Genomic DNA, 22,946 nt, shown 5'->3' with positions numbered 1-22,946 from the left:
GCGCCGGCTAGGGCTTGGGCCGGGCGACGCCGCGGGCGGCCTCGGTCAGCGGGTCCGCCATGTGCTGCGCCCCGCGCGAGACGGGGAAGCCAGCCTCCTCCATCAGGCGGTTCGACGCGGTCTCGATCCGCGTCTCCAGGATGTCCATGAAGGTCGCCCGGTTCAGCCCGGGGGGGATCGGCTCCAGGAACTCCGCGACGGCGAGGCCGGGTTTGCGCAGCGCGCCGCGCTTGGGCCAGAACACGCCCACATTGGTCGCGACCGGAACGCAGGGCTGGCCAAGCTGTTCGTACATCGCGAAGGTCCCCACCTTGTAGGGGCGCCGTGCCCCCGGCGCGACGCGCGTGCCCTGCGGATAGATCAGAAGCTGCCCGCCGGCGCGACGGCCCGAACGCATCTCGGCCAGCATGGCCTTGATCGCCTCGGCCCGCTTGCCGCGTTGCACCGGGATGCAGCCCAGCCGCATCGCGTACTGACCCAAGATCGGCGCATAGCGCAGGATCGACTTCATCACGAAGAACGGACGGGGCAGGGCGCTCCAGATCAGCAGGATGTCGAGGAAACTCTGATGCTTCGCCGCCACCAGGACGGCCCCCTGTGGCGGCGTGCCCCGCACCTCGGTCCGCAGCCCGGTCATCGCGGCCAGCATCTTCAGGACCGTCCGCGCGTAGGTATCGCAGGCCCGTCTGGCCCCTTCGGGCGAGGCGAGCGCAAAGGGGATGAAAGCGATCCCCAGGACCAGCATCCAGACATACATTGCGGCGTTGAAGGCGAGCGATCGGATCAGTTGCATCCCGAACTCCTACTCGATCCGGGCCAAGGCGCGAAAGGCCGCACGGCGCGTCGCCAGGAACGCGACGCCCCCGGCGATGATCGGGATCAGCACCGGCAGGAGCCATCCCGCCCCCCGGAACCCCAGCCCGGTCAGGAATCCGCCTGCATCGTCGGCCGCCGGCAGGAAGGCGATCGCGACCATGCCGGCCACCGTGCCGAAGGCCGCGCCGCCGGCGGCGCGCAGGGTAGAGCGGCGGGTGAAGGCACGCGCGACATAGGCGTCCTGCGCGCCGACCAGCCGCAGGACGCGGATGACCGGCCGGTTGGCCGACAGCGCGGCCTGCGCGGCCAGCGTCACCATGCCGGCCAGCGCCGCCAGGATCAGCGCCAGCGCCACCCAGCCCAGCGACCGCAGCCGGTCGGCCGCCGCCACGAGGGGCGCGCGCCATCGGGTGTGGTCGTCGAACACCGCCCCCGGCGCTTCGGCGGCGAGACGCAGCCGCAGCCCCTCGACGTCGAGTGCGTCGTCCTGCACCACCTCGACCAACTGCGGCAGGGGAAGCCGGTCCAGCGGAAGGTCGGCGCCGAGCCACGGCGCGAGGAGCGCGGACTGCTCTTCGACCCCGAGCGCGCGGGCGGAGGCCACGCCCGGCGTCGCCTCGAGGATCGACAGGACGGCGGCTGTCTGCGCGTCCGCCTGTTCGGCCGGGGCCATGATGCGGATCGTGGCGGCCTGGGCCAGCCCGTCCGCCCAGCGATCGGCCAACCGCCCCGTCGCCAGCGTCAGCGCCAGGGCGAACACCGCCAGAAAGGCCATCGCCGCCGCCGTGGTCAGGGTCAGCCAGACGGTGTGGCCCGCCGGCGGAACGACGCGATCCGCCTGCCGGTCGCCGATTGCCAGATCGAGAAGCGCGCGCAGCCGGTTCACAGTTCGGTCCCCGCCGTCAACGATCCGCCGGCCAGACGCAGCACGCGCGCGGCGACCTGCCCCTTGGCCGCGCGGATCAGGGCCAGGTCATGCGTGGCCACCAGGACGGTCTTGCCCAGGCGGTTCAGCTCGGCCAGCAGGGACAGCAGGCGCTGCGACATCTCCCAGTCGATGTTGCCGGTGGGTTCGTCGGCGATGATGACCTCGGGATCGACGATGATGGCCCGGGCCAGCGCCGCGCGCTGACGTTCCCCGCCCGAGAGCTGCGGCGGCAGGGCGGCGGCGCGGGGGCCCAGCCCGACCCATCCCAGCAACTGGTCGAGATTGGCAGCCTCGGCGGCCACGTCGCGGCCCGCCACGGTCAACGGAAGGGCGACGTTCTCGCGGATGCTGAGATGGTCGAGGAACTGGCAATCCTGGTGCACCACCCCGATGCGCCGGCGCAGGCGCGAGATCGCGTCGCGATCCAGTGTCCGGCTGTCGCGGTCGGCCAGCAGGACGGCGCCTTCGGTCGGCTTCAATTCGCCGTAGCAGAGCTTCAGCAGCGTCGTCTTGCCGGCGCCCGACGGCCCGGTCAGAAAGTGGAACGAGCCCGGCGCGAAGGTCATGTCCAGCCCGCTCAGCAGGTTGCCGCCGTCGTAGGAATACCCTGCGCCACGTAGCTCGATCACGGACTGCCCCTTCGTTTGAGCGACCTTCTGCCTCAGCCATTTTTCTGACGCAATCGGAGTTGATCCTTGCCTTCCGGCCACAGCCGGGACGTGCGTGACGGGGGGCAGGGTTGACACTCAGGGGTCAATCGGGCGCGTTATTCGCAATTGTCGAGGCCCACGCCAAATGCGCATCACCTGCCCGAACTGCAACGCCCAATACGAGATCGGCGAGGACATGATCCCCGTCGAGGGGCGGGACGTGCAATGCTCGAACTGCGCCACGACCTGGTTTCAGGAGGGCCGCCCCCGCGTGGCGACCGCCGCGGAGGAACGGGCCATCCGCCGGCCGGCCCGCGACCCCGAACCGGAGCGCGCACCCGTCGAGATGGCCGAGGAATCCGATACGAAGGAAGAGGAGGCGGCGTCCGCGCCGGTCCCGCGTCGCCCGGTGCCGGATCAGGCCACGCTGGACATCCTGCGCGAGGAGCGGGCCCGCGAGGAGGAGCTGCGTTCGGCCGAACAGGACGAGGATGCCGGGCCGCCGATCGCGGATGAGCGCGCCACGGATGAACCCGGGGAAGACGAACCGGCCGCGGTGGATCCTGCCGAACACGTAGTGGCGGAAGGCGAACGCGATGCCGACGAAACCGAGGAACAAGATTCCGAGGGGACCGGGGCGGAGGAGGAAGAGGCCGAGGCGCCCGACCCCCGCGCGACGGCCGCGGCGGAGCGCGCGCGGATGGCGGCGGCGGCGGAGTTGGCCCGCGCCCGGGAGGCTGCGACCGGGTCCGAACCCGAGCGCCCGGCCCGGCAGTCCCGGATCCGCACGACCCGCACCCGCGCCGCCGAACCCGCAGGTCCGTCCGAGGAGGACATGTCTTCCGTCATCGCCGAGACCATGCGCGAGGCGTCACCCGACGGCGGAGCGGACGGTGCCGGATTGCAGGACGATGTCTCGGACCTGCCCGTCGAGGGCCAGGTCGCCGCCCGACAGCAGAGCCGCCGCGAACTCCTGCCCGATATCGAGGAGATCAACTCCTCCCTGCGCCCCGACGAGCGCGCCGCCGAGGCCGAAGCCGAAGGTAACGTGGCCGTGCCGTCTTCCGTCGAACCGGCGCAGCGCAGCGGGTTTCGCTTCGGCTTCATGCTGATCTGCCTGATCGTGCTGGGCTTCGTGGCGCTCTACGTCTTCGCCGGCGAACTCTCGCAGACGGTTCCGTCCATGGCCGATGCGCTCGCGGCCTATTCGGGTTGGGTCGACACGCAGCGGACCGCCTTGGCCACTTCGGTTGAGGCGCTGACGGACCGCATCGCGCCCGACACGTGAACCCGGTCGGGGGTCAGAAGCGGTCGAGCAGCCGACGCAGATAGTCCAGTTCCAGTTTCGGACGGTTGCGCTCGCCCGAGCGGCGTCGGATCTCGTCCATCAGGTCGCGCGCCCGCTGCGCCGCATCGGCGTCGCCAAGAAGGTTCTCATCCGTGCCAAGCTGGCCGCCCTGCCCGGATCGCCGCCCCAGCGGATCGCGGTCGAGGCCCTGTCCGTCGCGCGTGCCGGCCTGCCCGCGGTTCTCGCCGGGACGGTCCTGCGGACGATCTCCGGCCAACGCACGGCCGAGTTCCTGCATCCCGTCGCGCAGCGCATCCATCGCCCGCGCCTGGTCGTCCAGCGCGCCGCCCAGGTTCCCCTCCGCCAGGTCGCGTTCGGCCTCGCGCATGGCCTCCTCGGCGCGGCCAAGCGCCTCGCGCGCGGCGTCCCCCGCCTCGGTGCCGGCCGCGGGCAGGCCGTCGCGCAGGGTCTCAAGCCCCCGGCGCAGGGCCTGCTGACGCTCGGCCAAGGTGCGCGCGTCGGCACCTTCGCCCGGCGTGCCCGGCTGCTGGCCGGCTCCGCCGCCCTGTCCAGGCGCCTCGGACCGTCGGCTCTCGCCTTCCTGACCCTGTTGGCCCTGGCCGGGCGTGTGTTCGGTGCCGCGCCCCTGCCCGCCGCTCGATCCCTCGTTCTCGCCGCTCTCGCCGGCCTGGGCGTTGGGGTTGAACTGTTCCTGCAACTCGCGGAAGGCCTCGTCGGACAGGCCCTGCTGTTCGCGCAGTTGGTCGCGCAGCTCGTCCATGGCCTGTTCGCCCTCGCCGGGCTGACCCTGTCCGCTGCCCTGACCCTGGGTGACCTGCATGTTCTCCATCATCTCCTGCAGCTGGCGCAGAAGTTCCTGCGCCTCGGCCGTGCGGCCCTGCTGCATCAACTCCTCGATCCGCTCCATCATCTGGTCCAGCATGTCGGGCGTGATCTCCTGCGTTTCGCCCTGCGCCTGCTGCTGGTTCTGGCCCTGCTGCGGCCCCTGCTGGGCCAATTGGCGGGTATAGTCGTCCATCGCCTGGCGCATCTCGGCCATCAGTCGCTCGATCTCCTCGGGCGGGGCGCCTTGCCGGATGGCCTCGGACAGGCGGTCCTGCGCCTGGCGCAGCCGTTCCAGCGCGCTGTCGAGCGAATTGCCCTCCAGCCGGACGGCGGCTTCCCAGAGCATCTCGGCGATTTCGTCGCGTGACTCGAGCGTGAGCGGACCCTGATCCAGGCGCCGGATCGCCATGCGCACGATCAGATAGGCGGTCGGATTGTCCCACGTGCCATCCGCCTTCCAGGTGACCGCGCGCAACAGGCGGGCCACGCGGTCGCGGTTGGCGCGCGACCAGAACAAGTCGCGGCGCTGTTCGATCAGGGCGCTGGCAACGGGTTCGTAGAAAGGTCGCGCCGGCAGGACGATCCCCTCGACCTGGCGGCCCTCCTGCCCGGCGGCATCGCGGGCCGACAACGTCGCGGTGACCGGCATCCCGGCCAGCGGGTGCTTGGTCAGCTCGGCGCGCAGCGTCTCGGTAAAGTCGGACCGGTCGCCCGATATCGGCAGCGCCATGTCGAGCGTCAGCGGCGCGCGCGGTTCCGGTTCGATGGCCAGGCCATGCTCTGTCCCTGCGGCCTCCGGGTCGAGCGCGAACGTCACCTCGGCCGAGACGACGCCGTAGTCGTCGGACGCCCCCCAGGGGAACAGGACCATGTCCGGATGCTCGAATGTCGGCGTGCCGTTCAGAGCGATCGCGGGCGGCGTGTCCGGCGTCGCGGTCAGTGCCCAGATCGGGGCGTCGGTGCCGCCGTCGATCGAAAGGGTGCCGGACTGGACGACCTCGAAATCCTGGATGGGCGCACCGGGATCGGTCATGTCGCGCCCCGACACCGTCTCGCTGACGGCCAGCGCGCCGACCTCTCCGTAGAGGCGGAGCGTGACCTGCGTGCCCTCGGGCACTTCGACCTGACCCGGGGCGATCTCGTTGAGGTAGAGCGTCGGCAGGCCGGTGTGACGCGGCGGCTCCAGCCAGCCTTCCCAGGCGGGGCCGGTCGCGACCTGCCGGCCGATGCCGGGCATGTCGGGGATGACCGGCGCCCGCCAGAGCGTTCCGAACCCGAGCGCAACGGCCAGAAGCAGGAGCGCGACGTAGCGGAGCGCGTAGGGGTCGCGCCGCGACACGCGAAGATCGGGACGGACGGCGCGGGCCCCCGCCAGCCGGGCGGCCATTCGCTCACGATGTGCGGCCCAGACGCCCGCCGCGCCGTGATCGCCCGATCCGACGGCCAGATCGTCCGACAGCGCCGTCAGCGGTCGGCCGGGCAAGGTCGCGTCCAGCCGGGCCCGGGCATCGGCGCGCGTCGGCATCCGGAAGGCGCGCGCACCCAGCACGATCAGGACCAGCGCCAGCAGCAGCAGCGCGGCGATGAGGCTGAACTCCCACAGGTCGGGCACCAGGCCCGAGGCCCAGACCGCACCCGCCAGGAAGAGCGCCGTCCAGGCCGGCCAGAATGCATGCGTGACGCGTTCGGCGAACAGGCCGAGATGGGTCAGGCGCAACTGGCGCGCGATGGGTCGCAGGGTCTCGGCCACGGGAAGGCCTCCGCCGGTGGTCGTTGCCTTAACCTAGTCGTCGCCGAGCCAATGTGGAATGGCCTCGCGCGAAATCATCTCGTCATAGCTGGGGCGCGGGCGGATGATCGCGTGGTCTTCGCCCTGCACCAGCACCTCGGGGATGAGGGGGCGGGCGTTGTATTCGCTGGCCATCACGGCCCCGTAGGCGCCCGCGCTGCGGAACGCCACGAGGTCACCGGCCGACAGCGGCACCATGTCGCGCCCCTTGGCGAAGGTGTCGCCGCTTTCGCAGACCGGGCCGACGATGTCGTAGGCGCGGGTGTCGATGCCGGGGGCCGGTTCGACGACGGGCACGATGTCGTGATGCGCGCCGTACATGGCCGGGCGGATCAAGTCGTTCATCGCCGCGTCGAGGATCAGGAAGTCGCGCCCCTCGCCCTCCTTCACGAAGATGGTCGAGGCGAGGAGGATGCCCGCGTTCCCCGCGATCAGGCGCCCCGGCTCGATCTCGATCTCGCAGCCGAGATCGCCCACCTCGTCGCGGATGACCTGCCCGTATTCCAGCGGCACCGGCGGGGCGAGGTTCGAGCGGGCATAGGGAATGCCGAGGCCCCCGCCCAGGTCCAGCCGTTCGATGGAATGGCCGTCCGCGCGCAACGCATGGGTGAGGTCGGCCACCTTGGCGTAGGCCTGCCGGAACGGGTCGAGGTCGGTCAGTTGCGATCCGATATGCACGTCGATGCCGACGACCCGCAGGCCGGGCAGGGCAGCGATTTCGGCATAGACCTGACGCGCCTTGGCGATCGGGATGCCGAATTTGTTCTCGGACTTGCCGGTGGCGATCTTCTCGTGCGTCTTGGCGTCCACGTCGGGGTTCACGCGGACCGTGACCGGCACCTCCAGACCCATTTCGTCGGCCACCCGGGACAGCAAGCGCATCTCGGCCTCGCTCTCCAGGTTGATCTGGCGGACGCCGCCGGCCAGCACGTGGCGCATCTCGGCCTCGGTCTTGCCGACGCCGGAGAACACGATCTGCTCGCCCGGGACGCCGGCCGCCCGCGCCCGGCGGTATTCGCCTTCGGACACCACGTCCATGCCCGCGCCGGCATCGCCGAGCAGCTTCAGGATGGCGATGTTGCTGGCCGCCTTCACCGCGTAGCAGACCAGATGCGGCCCCCAGGCCAGCGCCTCGTCAAAGAGGTTGTAGTGCCGCAGCAGGGTCGCCGCCGAATAGACGTAGACCGGTGTGCCGACGCGGCGGGCGATCTCGGTCAGGGGCACATCCTCGGCATGCAGGATGCCGTCGCGATAGAGGAAATGATCCATCAACGGCTCCGCAGGAAGAGATAGAGCGGCAGACCCAGCGACACGCCGACCATGTAGGTCGCGGGGATCGCGATCAGGCCCAGCCAGTCGCGGCGCGTCCAGCTTTCCCAGACGATCCAGACCGTCAACGTGACCGCCGCGACGGTCAGGTCCCAGACAAGCCCGGAACTGGCATCGTTCGCATGCCAGGCGTCGACCATGGCGGCGATGTCGAAGTCGTTGGCCTGCAGCCAGGGCCAGAAATAGCGGAACGGCAGTATCACCCCCGCCACGCAGAGGATCAGCCAGACGATGCGGATGGGTTTCATGGGCGCGGCCTTCGGGGGGATCGGTCGCGCCTTCGTTATCCGAGCTTGCCGCGCGGGGAAACCGCAACGCCCGACATGGTTGCATTTGTCTTGTCGGGAAGGCCGCGACATGATGTTGCGTCACGATTGACGCTTGGGTCAGCCAACCCCATACCAGTCCAAATCCAGTCGCAAGGGGTCCGCATCATGTCCGAACCGATCGAACGCGAAGCCATGGAATACGACGTCGTGATCGTCGGCGCGGGGCCCGCGGGACTGTCGGCGGCGATCCGGTTGAAGCAGCTCGATCCCGAACGGTCCGTCGTGGTGCTGGAGAAGGGGTCGGAGGTCGGCGCCCACATCCTGTCAGGCGCGGTGCTGGACCCGGTGGGCCTCGACGCCCTGATCCCCGATTGGAAGGACAAGGGCGCACCGCTGAACGTGCCGGTCAGTTCCGACAATTTCTACATGCTGGGCGAGGAGGGGCGCGTCTCCGTCCCCACGGCGATCATGCCGCCGCTGATGAAGAACCACGGCAATTACATCGTCTCGATGGGCAACGTCTGCCGCTGGATGGCCGAACAGGCCGAGGCGCTGGGCGTCGAGATCTTCCCCGGCATGTCCTGCTCCGAGGTCGTCTGGGACGGCGACCGGGTGAAGGGCGTCGTCGCGGGCGAGTTCGGCAGGAACGCGGACGGCAGCAGGGGCGACGGCTACGAGCCGGGGATGGAGCTGCACGGCAGATACGTCATGCTGGGCGAGGGGGTGCGCGGATCGCTGTCGAAGCAGGTGATCGCGAAGCACGCGCTGGATGCCGACAGCGAGCCGCAGAAATACGGCCTCGGAATGAAGGAGATCTGGGAGGTCGACCCCGAGAAGCACCGCCCTGGCAAGGTCGTCCACACGATGGGATGGCCGCTGGGCAAGAACGCGGGCGGCGGGTCGTTCATCTATCACCTGGACAACAACCAGGTCTATGTCGGCTTCGTTGTCCACCTGAACTACAAGAACCCCTACGTGAACCCGTATCTGTCGTTCCAGCAGTTCAAGCACCATCCGATGGTGGCCGAATTGCTGGAAGGCGGGAAGCGCGTGGCCTATGGCGCGCGCGCGATTTCCGAGGGTGGATGGCAGTCGCTGCCGAAGACGGCGTTCCCGGGCGGCGTGCTGCTCGGGTGCGCCGCGGGCATGGTCAACGTGCCGCGTATCAAGGGCAACCACAACGCGATGCTGTCGGGCAAAGCCGCCGCGGAGGCCGCGCATGCCGCGATCGAGGCGGGCCGCGAAGGCGACGTGCTGGAAACTTACGACGCCGAGGTCCGGACCGGGCCGATCGGCAAGGACCTGAAGCGCGTACGCAATGTCAAGCCGCTCTGGTCGAATTACGGCCTGATGGCGTCGCTGACGGTGGGCGGGGCATCGATGTGGGTGAACAACATCGCCGGCACGTCGCTGTTCACGAACAAGCATGGCAAATCCGACGCTGAGTCGACCGAGCCCGCGTCGAAGCACAAGCCGATCGTCTATCCCAAGCCCGACGGAAAACTGTCGTTCGACCGGCTGACCAACGTCGCGTTCAGCTTCACCAACCACGAGGAAAGCCAGCCCGCGCACCTGACGCTGAAGGACCCGAACGTGCCGGTGGAGGTCGACCTGAAGCTGTATGACGGGCCGAGCAGCCGCTATTGCCCGGCCGGGGTCTACGAGTTCGTGGGCGAGGGGGATGACGCGAAGTTCGTGATCAACTTCCAGAACTGCGTCCATTGCAAGACCTGCGACATCAAGGACCCGGCGCAGAATATCGTCTGGACGGTGCCGCAGGGGGGCGACGGACCGAATTACCCGAACATGTGAGGCGGCGGCCTGCCGGTTGCCGTTCGGACGCGTTGCATCCCGGCGGACTGACGCCTAGCTTGCCCCGAACGGGCGGCCCGAAGGCTGCCGTCGAGGGATTTGTGCTCATGTTTCGTACGTTATTTCTGGCCGGCGCATTGTTGGCAGCGCCCGTCCATGCGGATGGGACGGCGGGGCCCTACCTCGCCGCGCGCATCGCCGGGTTCTCCAACGACTACCGCGCCGCGGGCGACTACTATTCCCGGCTGATGCGGCGCCAGGACGTCAACACCGAAATCGTCGAGAGCGCGATCATCATCTTTTCGGTCCTGGGGCGGTTCGACGACGCGGTCGACGCGGCCGAGACGCTGGACGAGGAGACCCAGCCCAGCCAGTTCGCCCGTGCCGCGCAGATGATCACGGCCTTGCGCGACGGCCGCTTGGCGGATGCGCAGGCGCTGCTGGACGATGGCGGTGTCGGAGGCGCATTGCTCGATGGGCTGCTGACCGCGTGGATCGCGGCCGCCGACGGCGAGACGGCCCGCGCGCTGGCCGCGTTCGATACGTTGGCCGAGACGGAAGGGTTCGCGCCCTTCGCCTGGACGCACAAGGCCTATGCCCTCGCCATGGCCGGGGATTTCGAGGGCGCAGACGACATCCTGTCGGGGCGGGCGCACGGCCCCCTGCCGGCCAATGCGCGGGCCATCGCAGCCCATGCGCAGGTTCTGTCGCAGCTCGAGCAGCCCGAGGTCGCGCTGGACCTGTTGCAGAAGGCCACTGCCGTCAGCAATTCGCCCGTGCTGGAGGATCTGGAAGCCCGGATTTCGGCCGGCGAGCAGGTCTTCTACGACATGGTGGCGACGCCCCAGGACGGCATGGCCGAGGCGTATTTTACCTTGGCCGCGCTGCTGGCCGGGGAATCCTCGACCACGTTCACCCTCTTGAACGCGCGTGGCGCTACGGTTCTGCGCCCCGACCATGTCGACGCCCTGATCCTGGTCGCCGATCTTCTGGAAAGCCAAGATCAGCACGATCTGGCGAACGCCGCGCTGACGGCCGTGCCGCGCGAGCACCCGGTCTTCTTCGCCGCCGAACTGGCGCGGGCCGAGGTTCTGCTATCGTCGGACCGCGAGGAGGCCGCGATCGAGGTCCTGCAGTCGCTCACCCGGTCGCGGGCCGAGCGCAAGGAGGTCTGGGCCGCCTATGCCGATGCGCTGCGTCGACTGGACCGCCATTCCCAGGCCGTCGAAGCCTATGACAGGGCCATCGCGCTGGATGGCGGCGCGGAGTCCGAGAACTGGTTCTGGATCTATGCGCGCGGCATCTCGCGCGAGCGGACGGGCAACTGGGCCGGTGCCGAGGCCGACTTCCGCCGCGCGCTGGAATTGAACCCGGAACAGCCGAACGTGCTGAACTATCTGGGTTATGGGCTGGTGGAACAGCGCATCAAGCTGGACGAGGCGCTGGACCTGATCGAACGCGCCGTCGCGGCGCGTCCCGACGATGGGTACATCACCGACTCGCTCGGCTGGGCGCTTTATCGACTGGGCCGCTTCGAGGAGGCGGTGGAGCCGATGGAGCGCGCCGTGATGCTGCGCCCGCTGGACCCGCTGATCAACGACCACCTGGGTGACGTCCTCTGGCAGGTCGACCGCAAGCGCGAGGCCCGCTTCCAATGGCGCCGCGCCCTGAGCCTGGAGCCCGAGGAACAGGTCGAGCGCATCAAGCGCAAGCTGGAGGTCGGTCTGGACGTCGTGCTGGAGGAGGAAGGCGGCATCGGCGCGATCGAGGCGGCGCAGGACTGACGTGACCGCCACCGCGCTGGCGCCTGCGAAGATCAACCTGACGCTGCATGTGACGGGCCGTCGGGCAGATGGCTATCACCTGCTCGATAGCATCGTCGCCTTCGCATCCGTTGGTGACCGCCTGACCGTCGGACCCGGTGACCGGCTGACGGTGACCGGCCCGTTCGCGCAAGGGGTGCCGACCGACGATCGCAACCTTGTCCGGCGGGCGCTGGCGATGGCCGGAACGCCGCGATCCGTCGAACTGGAGAAGATCCTGCCCCATCCGGGCGGGATCGGCGGCGGATCGTCGGACGCGGCTGTCGCGTTGCGGCTGGCGGGCGCCTCGCTTGCCTTGGATGACTTGCTGGGACTGGGCGCGGACATGCCGGTCTGCGCCCTGGGCCGCGCGGCACGCGTTCGCGGGATCGGCGGGCAAGTCGACGCGCTGGACCTGCCCCAGCTGCATGCCGTGCTGGTGCATCCGGGGCTTTCCCTGCCGACACCCGACGTGTTTCGCGCCCTCGATCGCGCGGACAATGCAGGCCACGAAGACATTCCACCCGGCGGCAGCGCATCGAACTGGCTGGACTGGTTGGCCGATCAACGCAACGACCTGGAGGCGCCGGCGATGACGCTTGCCCCCGATCTGGCCGACGTCCTGACACAGATCGCCCGAACCGACGCATCGATCGTGCGCATGTCAGGGTCGGGGGCCACTTGTTTCGGCCTGTATCCACGCGCGGAAGACGCGGCCGACGCAGCGGAGGGATTGCAAAGGCCGGGTTGGTGGGTGCGGTCCTGCACCCTCGGCTAAGGCGTCAACTCGCCCGGGCCACGACGTAATCCGCCAGGTCGCCCAGCATGTCGCGCAACTCTGACGCCGGCAGCCGAGTCAATGCCGCCTTTGCCCGGTCGCGCCAAGCCAGGGCCTCGCGCCGCGTCTCCTTCAATGTGCCGTGGCGTTCGAGGATCGCGCGGGCGCGCGCCAAGTCGTCCGACCGCCCGCGTTCCAGCGCCTCGCGCCAGAAGGCACGTTCCTCCACGTCGCCCCGCGCGATGGCACGGATCACCGGCAGCGTCAGCTTGCCCTCGCGGAAGTCGTCACCGATGTCCTTGCCGATCCCTTCGCCGGCGCCGCCATAGTCCAGCCAGTCGTCGATGATCTGAAAGCTGATACCCAGCGCGTCGCCGAATTCGGCCAGCGCGCTGGTCTGGTCGTGGGGGGCACGCGCGACGACGCCGCCGACCTGGCAGGCGGCCTCGAACAGCGCGGCGGTCTTGCCGCGCACGACCTTCAGATAGGTCTCCTCGGTCGTGGCGATATTGCGTGCGGCCGACAGCTGCAGCACTTCGCCCTCGGCGATGGTGGCGGCGGCGCCCGACAGGATGTCGAGGACCCGCAGCGACCCCGTCTCGACCATCAGCTGAAAGCTGCGCGCGAACAGGTAGTCGCCCACCAGGACGCTCGACTGGTTGTCCCACAGCAGGTTCGCGGTCGGGCGACCGCGGCGCTGCGCGCTCTCATCGACGACGTCGTCATGCAGAAGCGTGGCCGTGTGGATGAACTCCACCGTCGCGGCCAACTTAATGTGATCGTCGCCCTCGTAGCCACAGAGCCTCGCCGCCGCGAGGGTCAGCATCGGGCGGACACGCTTGCCGCCAGCATCGACCAGATGGGCGGTGACCTCCGGTATGCGGGGGGCGTTCTCGGACGCCATTCGCGCGCGGATCAGGTGGCCGACCTGCTCCATGTCGTTCGACAGGCGGGCGGCCAGGCGTTCATGCGGCTTGATCGAAATGGCCTCGGTCATGGGGTCTCCGTCGGGATACGGACCTCGACAGGGCCGTTCCGCATCCATAGCTTTCCGCCCATGAAGGAACTTCTGCGCACCAACGACCCGACGATCATCGCATTCGCATCGGCCCTGCTGGACGGCGAGGGTATAGATTGCTTCGTTCTGGATGCAAACATCTCGGTTCTGGAAGGATCCATCGGAATCCTGCCGCGCCGGATGATGGTGTCGCAGACGGACCTCTTCCTGGCCCGGGCGACCATGCGCGACAACGGCATCAGCGTGTCGGACTGATCGTTGTCGCCGTGACGTGTCACGCGACATCTTCGTTAATTGAATTCACTTCGGATGCAACAATCCGCCGGTACGGGTGAAATCCCCGTGACAGAGCCTATGTCCTATGATGCATTGAACGGATCATCAGCAAGAGGAGAAGGCCATGTCGCTCACGTCCCATCTCGCGGAACTGCGCAGGAAACATGAGATTCTTTCCCGTCAGGTGGAGGAGGAAGCCCGAAACCCCGCCACCGACAGTATCGCGCTGACGGAGATGAAGAAGCGCAAGCTGGCCATCAAACAACAGATCGAGAAGCTGTCGTCCGAAGCGGCACACTGACCCCGGGATAGCGCCTGGACCGACGAAGGCCCGCGATCGACGCGGGCCTTTTCCATGACGGGGTCAGGGTGCCGGGACCAATCGTCGCCCTTCGCCCTGATCGGTCATCCGGGATGCCTCGGCGGCCAGCCACGACAGGAAGGCCGCCGTGGTCGGGCGTGTCTCGGCCCCCTTGGGGCACAGCACGCGGAAATGCGCCCGCGGCACCAGGGCCGTTCGGAATGGTGCGACAAGACTGCCCTGCCGCAGCGCGGTCTCGCCCAGGCTTACACGTCCCAGGACCACGCCCGCGCCGGACTGCGCAGCGTCGATGGCATGGTCCGCCTGGCTGAACCGCGGGCCGTGCAGGTCGGGTGCCGCGATCCCCTCGGCCGCGAACCAGTCTGCCCAAGTGACGTGATCACGCAGGAACGCAATCGAGTCGTCGAAGATGATCGTGGCGTCGAGGAGGCTTTCGGGCGTCGGATATCTTTCGGCCAGATCGGGGTGCATCATCGGCGTCACCCATTCGTCGATCGTCAACGCCCGATGCAGACCGGCGTCATCCGCCGCATCGGTCGAGCCGAACCGGATCGCCACGTCGATATCATCGGTCGCGAAATCCAGCATTCGAAGGGTTGCGGCGAAACGCAGTTCGATCTCGGGGTGGCGACCGGCGAAATCGAACAGGCGCGGCGCCAGCCATTTCGCGGTGAAGGCAGGCCCGGCGGTGATGGTCAGGATGCTGCTGTCGAGGACGCGCTTCGCAGCGCGCCATCCGGCCGTCAACGACTGGAACCCCTCGCTTGCCAGGGGCGCAAGGGCGAGACCCGCCTCGGTCAACTCCACCCGCCGGTTCAGCCGCCGAAACAGCGATGCCCCAAGATGCTCCTCCAACGACTTGATCTGAAAGCTGAGCGCGGCCGGGGTCACGTTCAATTCGCCCGCCGCGGCCTGAAACGACAGGTGTCGTGCCGCGGCCTCGAACGCGCGAAGGGCTGTGAGAGGGGGCAGGCGGTCGTTCATGTCAGACAAGTATATCTTGTCCGACGGTTTGGAAAGTCTCGTTTGCGGATAGCGAAACGAAGGGCCATCTTGGATTCAGTCAAGTAAACCCATTCCGAAAGGTCCATCCGATGTTCGAGACCCGTCTGACCCTAACCTATGACGAAGCCTTCGCCCGCGCCCACCAGGAACGTGCACGGGCCTTCCAATCCATTTTCGCAATCCTCCGGCGGCCGTCGGCCCCGTCACGGCGCCGCCAGGCCCTGACCTGACCGCAGCCACCGAGGATGGCGGACCGGCCGCCAGTGACGGCCGGTCCGCTCCGAGATCCTGTCAAGCCAGGTACTGACCCCCATTGGCCGACAAGGTGGACCCGGTGATGAAGCCCGCATCGTCGGAGGCCAGGAAGGCCACGCAGCGCGCGATCTCGTCGGCTTCCCCCAGGCGTCCGACAGGGATGGCGCCGACGATCTGATCCATCACCTTCTCAGGGATCGTGCTCATCATGTCGGTGTTGATATAGCCCGGTGCCACCACGTTGACCGTGATGCCGGCGCGCGCGCCTTCCTGCGCCAGCGCCTTGGTGAAGCCGATATCGCCGGCCTTGGTCGCGGCGTAGTTGGCCTGCGCGAACTGGCCTTTCTGTCCGTTGATCGAGCTGATGGTGACGATGCGGCCGAACTTCCGCTCCCGCATGCCGGACCAGACGTTGTGCGTCATGTTGAAGACGCCGTTCAGATTGGTATCGATCACCTCGTGCCACTGCTCGGGCGACATCTTGTGGAACGGCGCGTCGCGCGTGATGCCGGCGTTATTCACCAGGATGTCGACGGGGCCGATATCATCCTCGATCTGGGCGATGCCGGACTTGCAGGCGTCGTAGTCGGCGACGTTCCACTTGTAGGTCTTGATGCCAGTCTCGTCGGTGAATTGCTTCGCCCGTTCGTCGTTGCCGGCATAGGTCGCCGCGACGTTGCAACCCTGCGCCTTGAGCGCTTGGCTGATCGCGGCGCCGATGCCGCGGCTGCCTCCGGTGACGAGTGCGTTACGTGCCATTCTGAATTCCTCCTCCAGGGTTTTCATGGTGCGCGTCGAGGAACCGGCGCGCGTCCTCCTCCCCGATGGCCCAAGTCTGGCGCAGCTTGTCGGGGTCGGTAAAGTCGATCTTGTCCGCCGGGACCTCCTCGGACGGCATCAGATAGATGCGGTCGGGATGGTCCGGCAGGTTGCGGTACTGCCGCGTCAGCAGGATCAGCGTGCGCCCCGCGTCCGGTTCGGGCAGGGGGGCCTGGTCGATCATGCCGGCGTCGACGGTGGGTTTGCCGTTCCAGATCGGCGGATCGAAGGCCGGCGGGATCGTGGCGGCCGCGCAGACCAGGTCGGTCAGCTTGCCATCGCGCGCCGCCTTGTTCGCATCCACCCGTTCCGGTGTCAGGCCGGCCCGCTCGGCCCAGTTCAGATGCGGGGTGGAGCGGATGGTCAGGTCGGCCTCGTAGGCCAGCGTGACGGCGCTGCCTGAGAGTTTGGCCCAGTCGTGCGAAGGCGGATGAGCCACCATGATCTGCACCTGGGGCCCTTCGGCGACGATCCGTTCCGCCTCGGGGTCGCCGATGCAGCTTTCGAGCACGTCGCGATAGATGCGCTGATGTGGCGAGTTGCCCGGTTCGCCGTCGAACGGCTCGTGCAGGGGGACGTTCCGGTCGTGGTTGGCGAATTTCTCGATCATCGTGTCGCGGATCTTCGTGCCGCGATGCGTGACGAACCCGACCGAGGAGAGCGCACCGCCCGACAGGGCGGCGATCCGGGCCGGGTGCAGCGGGATCTCGCGGCGCAGGACATGGACGAAGCCGCCCTGCCAGAAGCACCGCGTGCCGCCGCCCGAGAACACGAGCTGATCATATGCCGTCGCCTGCGTCACGATCGGGGCGCGTTCGATGCCGCGCCCCTCTCCCGTCAGGGACGTTCCACGCAGAGCGCGACGCCCATTCCGCCGCCGATGCAGAGCGTGGCGAGGCCCTTCTTCGCGCCGCGGCGCTTCATTTCGAACAGGAGCGTGTTGAGGACGCGTGCGCCCGAGGCGCCGATCGGGTGGCCGATGGCGATGGCGCCCCCGTTCACGTTCACGATCGACGGGTCCCAGCCCATGTCCTTGTTGACGGCACAGGCTTGGGCCGCGAACGCTTCGTTCGCCTCCACGAGGTCGAGGTCGTCGACTTTCCAGCCGGCCTTCTCCAGCGCCTTGCGCGACGCATAGATCGGACCCACGCCCATGATCTGCGGGTCGAGCCCGGCCGTCGCATAGCTGACGATGCGGGCCAGCGGCTCGATCCCCCGCTTTTCGGCATCGTCGGCGGACATCAGGAGCGTCGCGGCGGCGCCGTCGTTCAGGCCGCTGGCATTCGCGGCGGTGACGGACCCCTCCTTGGCGAAGGCCGGGCGCAGCTTCTGCATCGCGTCCATATTGGCGCCGTGGCGGATGTATTCGTCATCCTCGACGACGGTTTCGCCCTTGCGAGTCTTGACGGTAAAGCCGACGATCTCGTCCTTGAAGCGTCCTTCCTTCTGGGCGGCCTCAGCCTTGTTCTGGCTGGCGACGGCGAACTCGTCCTGCTGGTCGCGGCCGATCTGCCATTTTTCGGCGACGTTCTCGGCCGTCTGGCCCATGTGATAGTTGTTGAACGCATCCCACAATCCGTCGCGGATCATCGTGTCGACGAGCTTCATGTCGCCCATCTTCTGACCTTGTCGGATCGCCTGCGCGTGGGGGGCGAGCGACATGCTCTCCTGTCCACCGGCGACGACGACCGACGCGTCGCCAAGCTGGATGTGCTGCGCGCCCAGCGCCACGGCGCGCAGGCCCGATCCGCAGACCTGGTTGATGCCCCAGGCGGACGCCTCCTGCGGCAGGCCGGCCATGATCGCGGCCTGTCGGGCGGGGTTCTGCCCCTGCGCCGCGGTCAGGACCTGGCCCAAGATCGTCTCGGACACTTCGGACTTGTCGACGCCGGCACGCGCCACGACCTCCTCGATCACCGCGGCGCCCAATTCGTGCGCCGGCGTGTTCGCGAAGCTTCCGAGGAACGAGCCCACCGGCGTGCGGGCGGCGGAGGCGATCACGACATTGGTCATCACAGTCATCCTTTTGCTGTGCGCCCGCCCGGTGGGCTGCCGCCGGAACGGCGGGGCGCGGTCAATCCGACCCCGACCTAACCTGACGATGCGTCAGGGGCAAACGAAGACATCGGACCGGACGGTGCCACGCCGCGTCAGCCGGTCCGGGCGTTTCGCCCACCGGGCAGCCAGGGCGGTGCGATTTCGGGCGCGCCGTAATAGTAGCCCTGAAGGCAGTCGACCCCCGCGCGCGTCAGGAACCGCGCTTCGGCCGGCGTCTCGACCGCTTCGGCGACGGTGTACATGTCGAACTCCCGCCCGACGGCGATCAGGGCATTCATGATGCACTGGTTGTTGGGATCGCTGTCGCAGTCGCGCACGAAGGCCCCGTCGATCTTTACGACATCGAAATACAGCTCCTTCAGGTGAGGGAAGGAGGTCTGGCCCGATCCGAAATCATCCAGTGCGAAGGCAATACCCTTGTCCTGCAGATCGGTCATGAAAGTTCCGACCAGTTCGGGCACCTGCATGGCGGAACTTTCCGTGATCTCCAGGATGAGGCGTTCGCAGACGGTTTCGTCCCGCTTCAGCCAGCGCTTCAGGGTTTGCGTCCATTTCGGATAGCCGATGGAGCGGGCGGACATGTTGATCGAAAGGCGCAGGTCCGGCACGCGCGCCAGCGTGGCCAGACCGCAGCGCAGTGCCGCGCAGTCGATCTCCCGCCCCAGTTCCTGCGTTTCGACCACCGACATGAACTGCCCCGCCGGGATGACCCGGCCGGTATGGTCCAGCAACCGGATCAACCCTTCCTGAAAGGCGGGGCGCCCGGTCGCGGCGGCGATGACGGGTTGATAGGCCAGCATCACGCGGTCCCGACTCAAGGCTTCGCGCACCATCTGCAACGTAGACTTGTCGCGTTCGGAGACCGCGAAGCTGAGCGGATCTTCGGTGCCGGGTTCGGCGAAGGAACGGCGTGCCATCGGACCCCCTTTCAGGTCGTCCGATCTGTGCCACGCCATTCCTTTCCTGTCCCTTAAGCGGCCGGGCGCTCGTGGCGTCCTTCCTCGATTTCCTCGACGATCTTGGAGACGAAATCATTCAAATCGTCCGGCTTTCGGCTGGTGATGATCCCGTTCGACACGGCGACCGCCTTGTCGACCACGTTCGCCCCGGCGTTGCGCAGGTCGGTGCGGATCGAGCCGTAGGACGTCATCTCGCGACCTTCGACGACGCTGGCCTCGATCAGCAGCCAGGGGGCGTGGCAGATGGCGGCGACGATCTTGCCCGCCTGGACGAAATCCCGGATCAGGGTGATCGCGCCCTCCTCGACCCGCAGCAGGTCGGGGTTGATCTGGCCGCCGGGCAGGACAAGCGCGTCATAGTCGCCGACACGCGCGTCGGCCAGTTTCAGATCGGCCCGGGCCTGGTCGCCCCAGTCATCGCCGTCCCACCCCTTGATGGCCTCGCCGTCGGGCGTTGCGACATGGACGGTCGCCCCCTTCTCGCGCAGCTTGTCGCGCGGGACTTCCAGTTCCGACTGCTCGAACCCGTTCGTGGCAAGGATCAGGATCTTGGCGTCTTGGATGGCAGGCATGAATATGCTCCTCTCGCATGGATGTGCGGCCACAACGGATCGCGCCGTCCGATGTTCCCCGGGGGAGATGACGGAATGGAGCGTTGCGGCTGGGTCGGCGACGATCCGCTCTACCGGGACTACCATGACACCGAATGGGGCGTGCCCGAGCGCGATCCACGTGCCTTGTGGGAGCAGTTGATGCTGGAGGGGTTCCAGGCCGGTCTGAGCTGGATCACGATCCTGCGGAAGCGCGACGCCTTTCGCGCGGGTTTCGCGGGCTTCGATCCCGAGGTCGTCGCCGGTTGGGACGAGCGCGAGGTGCAGCGCCTGCTGTCGGACCCAGAGATCGTGCGCCACAGGGGCAAGATCGAGGCGACGATCGGCAACGCCCGGGCATTCCTGGCGATGGAGGCGGAGGGCGGCTTTTCCCGCTTCGTCTGGGATCACGTTGACGGCGTGCCGCAACAGGGCGCGCGTGCCTCCTTGGCCGAGGTGCCGGCGCAGACGCCCGTGTCACTGGCGATGTCGAAGGGGCTGAAGCGGGCGGGGTTCCGGTTCTGTGGGCCCACGACATGCTATGCGTTCATGCAGGCCGCCGGTCTGGTCAACGATCACGAACTGCGCTGCGCCTGTCATGACCGGGTCGCCGCGATGGCGTGACGGCGGGAGACGCGGAGAAGGGCGCGCCGCTTGTGGCGCGCCCTTGCATGGCCTGGTCGCGATGCGGCTTCAGCCAACGACCTCGCCGTCGGTCCGGCGGACCGTCACGATGGCCGAGCGGGGCAGGGACCCTTCGCCGTCGGGGAAGGGCGCGTCCGGGTGCTGGATGCCGACGAACATCGTGCGCAGGTCGTCCGACCAGGTCAGGCCCGTGACCTCCGACCCGTTCGGCCCCGTCAGGAAGCGCCGGATCTCGCCCGACGCGGGGTCGCCCGCCAGCATCTGGTTGTTGCCCATGCCGGTGAACGGCCCCTCGTTGCTGTCGTCGCCGTCTGTCTGGATCCAGAGCGTGCCGGTCGTGTCGAACTGCATCCCGTCGGGGCTGTTGAAGAGATTGCCCTCGGTCACGTTTTCCGACCCGGCATAGTCGCCCTGACCCACGATCGGGTTGCCGGCCATGACGTACAGGTCCCAGGCGAACCGGTTCGCGGTGTGGTCGTCGCCCTCGGGCACCCAGCGGGCGATCTGGCCGTAATTGTTGGCCTCCCGCGGGTTGGGGCCGTTGATGACCATCTCGTCGCCGCCGGCATTGGCCTTGCCGATGCCGCGGTTCTTGTTGTTGGTCAGCGCGACGTAGCCCTGGGCCGCGACCGGATTGACGGCGACCCATTCGGGCCGGTCCATCGTGGTGCCGCCGGCCGCCGATGCGGCCATGCGGGTGTGGATCAGAATTTCGGCCGGATCCATGCCCGTTGCTTCGGGGGTCAGTTCGACCCATTCGCCCGTCAAATCGTCGTCGAACCGCGCGACATAGAGCTTGCCGTCGTCCAGCAGGCCGTCGGTCGGTCCGCCTTCGGTATAGGTGCCGTTGGAGACGTAGCGATAGAGGTACTCGCCCCGCTCGTCATCGCCCAGATAGACCACGACTTGGCCCGAAGGGGCGACGACGGCCGCGGCGTTCTCGTGCTTGAAGCGACCAAGTGCCGTGCGCTTGACGGGCGTGCTATCGGGGTCGGCCGGGTCGATCTCGACGATCCAGCCGTGGCGATTGGGCTCGTTGGGTTCCTTCGAGACGTCGAAGCGCGCGTCGTGCAATTCGTAGCCATAGCGCCCCTCGCGGCCGATGCCGTAGCGGGCGAACCCTTCGCTGAGCGAGAACTCGACCTCCGGGTCGGCCACGCCGAAATAGCCGTTGAAATTCTCCTCGCAGGTCAGATACGTGCCCCACGGCGTCTTGCCGGCCCCGCAATTGTTGAGCGTTCCCAACGCCGTCGTGCCCGTCGGGTCGTCGTTCGTCTTCATCAGGTCATGACCCGCGGCCGGTCCGGCGATGGTCATCGGCGTCCGATGATGGATCCGACGGTTGTAGGGGCTGTCGACAACGATCTGCCAGCCATCTTCGCCTTCCTCGATTTCCATGACGGTGACGCCCTGGATGTTCTGCAGGATGCGCACGTCGTCGGCGGTGAAGGCGTTCTCGCCCTTGTGGGGCAGGTTGGTGTCGACATTGGCGTATTCATGGTTCACCGCGATCAGCTGCCTGCCATCGACGGTGAACCGCTCCATCCCGTCGGTGTTCTCGCCAAACACCTTGTCGGACGAGGCCACGGTAACGCCGGAACTCGGGTCGAACGGCTCCGCGTCCGAAAACAGCGGGTCGCCCCAGCGTGCCAGGATATCCCATTCGTACCCGTCGGGGACGTGGACCGTATGGTCGGTGTGGATCGGGATCGCCTCGAAGGCGAACTGGCCCGAGGCCGCATCCTGCGCCCGCGCGGATGTCGACGTCAGCAGGCCGGTTCCCATCACGGCCGCCCCCGATCCGAAGGCGATGACGCCGGACAGGAAGCCGCGGCGCGACAGGGCCCGTTCGACCACCTGGTCGAATTCGCTGGTGTCCGGACGCGGGTTCTTCACCTCGTCCCATTCGTCGGCGCTGAGATGGCTGAGGTCTTTCATGTCGCTCTCTCCTGGTTGGATATCCCTGACGGGGAAGGGCGACGGATGCACCGCCCTTCCAGTCGCGCGCTGGCTAGGCAAGGTACGTGACGGTTACGTAACGGGTGGGTGACGGTTCTGTAGCCGGGCCGCCGGTGCGACCACGTGCCCCATCCTCCGATTCCCGCTCCCTTCCAAAACCTGCAAGCCCGACCCGTGGATACCATATCCGATGGCCCGCGTCAGGCGTTCAGGCGCGCTCATCCTTGGGGCTGCCCATGACGACATAGGTCGTCAGCCGGGCGACCTGCGGCAGCACGCCCAGGACATCCGTATGGAAGTGCTTGTAGGCCGCCAGATCGCGCGCCTCGATCCGCAGGAGGTATTCGACGTTGCCGGTGATGTTATGGCACTCGCGGACCTCGGGTGCGGCCGCGATCGCCTGCTCGAACGATTCCTGACCGCGCTTGGTGTGATCGTTCAGTCCGACTGTGATGTAGGCGGTGAAACCGATTCCCGCCCGCTCGGGGTCGATCACGGCGCGATAGCCCCGGATCAGGCCCGATGCCTCCATCGCCTGCACCCGGCGCAGCGTGGCCGATGGCGACAACCCGACGCGCGCCGCAAGTGCCTGGTTCGTGATCCGCCCGTCACCGGACAGCTCGCGCAAGATATTCTCGTCCAATGCGTCGATCGTCGTCATATCGTGCGCATATTGCGTCCAACGATGCAGGTTCGCAAGGATATGCGGTGGCGTTTCGGCAATCCTGCCGCA

General features: G+C 67.8%; 22 protein-coding genes. 7 read left to right on the top strand and 15 right to left on the bottom strand.

Features of this window, described 5'->3' with window-relative positions; genetic code table 11:
• Window positions 1-7 precede the first annotated feature (7 nt).
• Genes MWU52_RS08695 through MWU52_RS08685 form a run of 3 tightly spaced genes read right to left on the bottom strand, consistent with a single transcriptional unit; the run spans window position 8 to window position 2,373 of the window.
• A complete protein-coding gene (locus MWU52_RS08695) occupies window positions 8-793 on the bottom strand; it encodes a lysophospholipid acyltransferase family protein (protein WP_246951153.1) in 786 nt (261 codons plus the stop codon).
• Between the two features lie 9 nt (window positions 794-802).
• Window positions 803-1,702, bottom strand: a complete 900-nt coding sequence (locus tag MWU52_RS08690; protein WP_246951152.1) for a cell division protein FtsX — start codon at window positions 1,700-1,702, stop codon at window positions 803-805.
• Entirely contained in the window at window positions 1,699-2,373 is a 675-nt protein-coding gene (locus tag MWU52_RS08685; protein ID WP_246951150.1) for an ATP-binding cassette domain-containing protein, read from the bottom strand. The genes MWU52_RS08690 and MWU52_RS08685 overlap by 4 nt, the downstream gene beginning before the upstream one ends.
• A gap of 166 nt (window positions 2,374-2,539) precedes the next feature.
• Here MWU52_RS08685 and MWU52_RS08680 point away from each other — a divergent pair, with 166 nt between their 5' ends.
• Window positions 2,540-3,682 (top strand): zinc-ribbon domain-containing protein, encoded by a 1,143-nt coding sequence (locus MWU52_RS08680; RefSeq protein WP_246951148.1) that lies wholly within the window; start codon window positions 2,540-2,542, stop codon window positions 3,680-3,682.
• A 13-nt stretch (window positions 3,683-3,695) separates the two neighbouring features.
• On the opposite strand, the gene MWU52_RS08675 is transcribed toward MWU52_RS08680, so the two are convergent.
• The 3 genes from MWU52_RS08675 to MWU52_RS08665 are packed head-to-tail and all read right to left on the bottom strand — an operon-like array spanning window position 3,696 to window position 7,894.
• Complete coding sequence (locus tag MWU52_RS08675) at window positions 3,696-6,278, bottom strand: TIGR02302 family protein (RefSeq protein ID WP_246951146.1); 2,583 nt, start codon at window positions 6,276-6,278, stop codon at window positions 3,696-3,698.
• Window positions 6,279-6,311: 33 nt separating this feature from the next.
• Complete coding sequence (lysA, locus tag MWU52_RS08670; protein WP_246951144.1) at window positions 6,312-7,586, bottom strand: diaminopimelate decarboxylase; 1,275 nt, start codon at window positions 7,584-7,586, stop codon at window positions 6,312-6,314.
• Entirely contained in the window at window positions 7,586-7,894 is a 309-nt protein-coding gene (locus tag MWU52_RS08665) for a DUF2834 domain-containing protein (protein ID WP_246951142.1), read from the bottom strand. The genes lysA and MWU52_RS08665 overlap by 1 nt, the downstream gene beginning before the upstream one ends.
• A gap of 186 nt (window positions 7,895-8,080) precedes the next feature.
• Here MWU52_RS08665 and MWU52_RS08660 point away from each other — a divergent pair, with 186 nt between their 5' ends.
• The 3 genes from MWU52_RS08660 (at window position 8,081) to MWU52_RS08650 (ending at window position 12,307) form a co-directional block, all read left to right on the top strand.
• A complete protein-coding gene (locus MWU52_RS08660) occupies window positions 8,081-9,727 on the top strand; it encodes an electron transfer flavoprotein-ubiquinone oxidoreductase (protein ID WP_246951141.1) in 1,647 nt (548 codons plus the stop codon).
• A 107-nt stretch (window positions 9,728-9,834) separates the two neighbouring features.
• Complete coding sequence (locus tag MWU52_RS08655; RefSeq protein WP_246951140.1) at window positions 9,835-11,511, top strand: tetratricopeptide repeat protein; 1,677 nt, start codon at window positions 9,835-9,837, stop codon at window positions 11,509-11,511.
• Between the two features lies 1 nt (window position 11,512).
• Window positions 11,513-12,307 (top strand): 4-(cytidine 5'-diphospho)-2-C-methyl-D-erythritol kinase, encoded by a 795-nt coding sequence (locus MWU52_RS08650; RefSeq protein WP_246951139.1) that lies wholly within the window; start codon window positions 11,513-11,515, stop codon window positions 12,305-12,307.
• Window positions 12,308-12,311: 4 nt separating this feature from the next.
• Here MWU52_RS08650 and MWU52_RS08645 read toward each other — a convergent pair whose 3' ends face one another.
• Window positions 12,312-13,304, bottom strand: a complete 993-nt coding sequence (locus MWU52_RS08645) for a polyprenyl synthetase family protein (protein WP_246951138.1) — start codon at window positions 13,302-13,304, stop codon at window positions 12,312-12,314.
• A gap of 60 nt (window positions 13,305-13,364) precedes the next feature.
• Between MWU52_RS08645 and MWU52_RS08640 the strand changes: the two genes are divergently transcribed.
• Both MWU52_RS08640 and MWU52_RS08635 read left to right on the top strand, forming a co-directional pair.
• On the top strand, window positions 13,365-13,580 hold the full coding sequence (locus MWU52_RS08640; protein WP_246951137.1) for a DUF2007 domain-containing protein: 216 nt from the start codon (window positions 13,365-13,367) through the stop codon (window positions 13,578-13,580).
• Between the two features lie 145 nt (window positions 13,581-13,725).
• Entirely contained in the window at window positions 13,726-13,902 is a 177-nt protein-coding gene (locus MWU52_RS08635; protein WP_246951136.1) for a DUF465 domain-containing protein, read from the top strand.
• A 63-nt stretch (window positions 13,903-13,965) separates the two neighbouring features.
• Here MWU52_RS08635 and gcvA read toward each other — a convergent pair whose 3' ends face one another.
• The 6 genes from gcvA to MWU52_RS08605 form a co-directional block, all read right to left on the bottom strand.
• Window positions 13,966-14,907 (bottom strand): transcriptional regulator GcvA, encoded by a 942-nt coding sequence (gene gcvA, locus MWU52_RS08630; RefSeq protein ID WP_246951135.1) that lies wholly within the window; start codon window positions 14,905-14,907, stop codon window positions 13,966-13,968.
• A 312-nt stretch (window positions 14,908-15,219) separates the two neighbouring features.
• Entirely contained in the window at window positions 15,220-15,942 is a 723-nt protein-coding gene (phbB, locus tag MWU52_RS08625) for an acetoacetyl-CoA reductase (RefSeq protein WP_246951133.1), read from the bottom strand.
• On the bottom strand, window positions 15,932-16,804 hold the full coding sequence (locus MWU52_RS08620) for a patatin-like phospholipase family protein (protein ID WP_246951131.1): 873 nt from the start codon (window positions 16,802-16,804) through the stop codon (window positions 15,932-15,934). The genes phbB and MWU52_RS08620 overlap by 11 nt, the downstream gene beginning before the upstream one ends.
• A gap of 35 nt (window positions 16,805-16,839) precedes the next feature.
• Window positions 16,840-18,015, bottom strand: coding sequence for an acetyl-CoA C-acetyltransferase (locus tag MWU52_RS08615; RefSeq protein WP_246951129.1), 1,176 nt, complete (start codon window positions 18,013-18,015; stop codon window positions 16,840-16,842).
• Window positions 18,016-18,152: 137 nt separating this feature from the next.
• On the bottom strand, window positions 18,153-18,977 hold the full coding sequence (locus MWU52_RS08610) for an EAL domain-containing protein (RefSeq protein WP_246951127.1): 825 nt from the start codon (window positions 18,975-18,977) through the stop codon (window positions 18,153-18,155).
• Between the two features lie 53 nt (window positions 18,978-19,030).
• A complete protein-coding gene (locus MWU52_RS08605; protein WP_246951125.1) occupies window positions 19,031-19,591 on the bottom strand; it encodes a type 1 glutamine amidotransferase domain-containing protein in 561 nt (186 codons plus the stop codon).
• 51 nt (window positions 19,592-19,642) lie between these two features.
• On the opposite strand from MWU52_RS08605, the gene MWU52_RS08600 reads away from it, so the two are divergent.
• Window positions 19,643-20,233 carry a DNA-3-methyladenine glycosylase I gene (locus MWU52_RS08600; RefSeq protein WP_246951123.1) on the top strand — a complete coding sequence of 197 codons (591 nt, stop codon included), beginning with the start codon at window positions 19,643-19,645 and terminating at the stop codon, window positions 20,231-20,233.
• A 69-nt stretch (window positions 20,234-20,302) separates the two neighbouring features.
• Here MWU52_RS08600 and MWU52_RS08595 read toward each other — a convergent pair whose 3' ends face one another.
• Both MWU52_RS08595 and MWU52_RS08590 read right to left on the bottom strand, forming a co-directional pair.
• Window positions 20,303-22,192: a PhoX family phosphatase gene (locus tag MWU52_RS08595; protein ID WP_246951121.1), complete on the bottom strand. Its 1,890-nt coding sequence runs from the start codon at window positions 22,190-22,192 to the stop codon at window positions 20,303-20,305.
• Window positions 22,193-22,421: 229 nt separating this feature from the next.
• Window positions 22,422-22,874, bottom strand: a complete 453-nt coding sequence (locus MWU52_RS08590) for an Lrp/AsnC family transcriptional regulator (RefSeq protein WP_246951119.1) — start codon at window positions 22,872-22,874, stop codon at window positions 22,422-22,424.
• Window positions 22,875-22,946 lie beyond the last annotated feature (72 nt).

The sequence above is a fragment of the Jannaschia sp. S6380 genome (assembly GCF_023015695.1).
Lineage (GTDB): Bacteria > Pseudomonadota > Alphaproteobacteria > Rhodobacterales > Rhodobacteraceae > Jannaschia.
This window is presented reverse-complemented; position numbering and strand designations above follow the sequence as displayed.

Excerpts from the sequence above, each read along its gene's own strand:
- MWU52_RS08695 (WP_246951153.1), bottom strand. The coding sequence starts at position 793 with ATGCAACTGATCCGATCGCTCGCCTTCAACGCCGCAATGTATGTCTGG.
- MWU52_RS08680 (WP_246951148.1), top strand. The coding sequence starts at position 2,540 with ATGCGCATCACCTGCCCGAACTGCAACGCCCAATACGAGATCGGCGAG.
- lysA (WP_246951144.1), bottom strand. The coding sequence starts at position 7,586 with ATGGATCATTTCCTCTATCGCGACGGCATCCTGCATGCCGAGGATGTG.
- MWU52_RS08665 (WP_246951142.1), bottom strand. The coding sequence starts at position 7,894 with ATGAAACCCATCCGCATCGTCTGGCTGATCCTCTGCGTGGCGGGGGTG.
- MWU52_RS08660 (WP_246951141.1), top strand. The coding sequence starts at position 8,081 with ATGTCCGAACCGATCGAACGCGAAGCCATGGAATACGACGTCGTGATC.
- MWU52_RS08655 (WP_246951140.1), top strand. The coding sequence starts at position 9,835 with ATGTTTCGTACGTTATTTCTGGCCGGCGCATTGTTGGCAGCGCCCGTC.
- MWU52_RS08645 (WP_246951138.1), bottom strand. The coding sequence starts at position 13,304 with ATGACCGAGGCCATTTCGATCAAGCCGCATGAACGCCTGGCCGCCCGC.
- MWU52_RS08640 (WP_246951137.1), top strand. The coding sequence starts at position 13,365 with ATGAAGGAACTTCTGCGCACCAACGACCCGACGATCATCGCATTCGCA.
- MWU52_RS08635 (WP_246951136.1), top strand. The coding sequence starts at position 13,726 with ATGTCGCTCACGTCCCATCTCGCGGAACTGCGCAGGAAACATGAGATT.
- gcvA (WP_246951135.1), bottom strand. The coding sequence starts at position 14,907 with ATGAACGACCGCCTGCCCCCTCTCACAGCCCTTCGCGCGTTCGAGGCC.
- phbB (WP_246951133.1), bottom strand. The coding sequence starts at position 15,942 with ATGGCACGTAACGCACTCGTCACCGGAGGCAGCCGCGGCATCGGCGCC.
- MWU52_RS08615 (WP_246951129.1), bottom strand. The coding sequence starts at position 18,015 with ATGACCAATGTCGTGATCGCCTCCGCCGCCCGCACGCCGGTGGGCTCG.
- MWU52_RS08610 (WP_246951127.1), bottom strand. The coding sequence starts at position 18,977 with ATGGCACGCCGTTCCTTCGCCGAACCCGGCACCGAAGATCCGCTCAGC.
- MWU52_RS08605 (WP_246951125.1), bottom strand. The coding sequence starts at position 19,591 with ATGCCTGCCATCCAAGACGCCAAGATCCTGATCCTTGCCACGAACGGG.
- MWU52_RS08600 (WP_246951123.1), top strand. The coding sequence starts at position 19,643 with ATGTTCCCCGGGGGAGATGACGGAATGGAGCGTTGCGGCTGGGTCGGC.
- MWU52_RS08595 (WP_246951121.1), bottom strand. The coding sequence starts at position 22,192 with ATGAAAGACCTCAGCCATCTCAGCGCCGACGAATGGGACGAGGTGAAG.
- MWU52_RS08590 (WP_246951119.1), bottom strand. The coding sequence starts at position 22,874 with ATGACGACGATCGACGCATTGGACGAGAATATCTTGCGCGAGCTGTCC.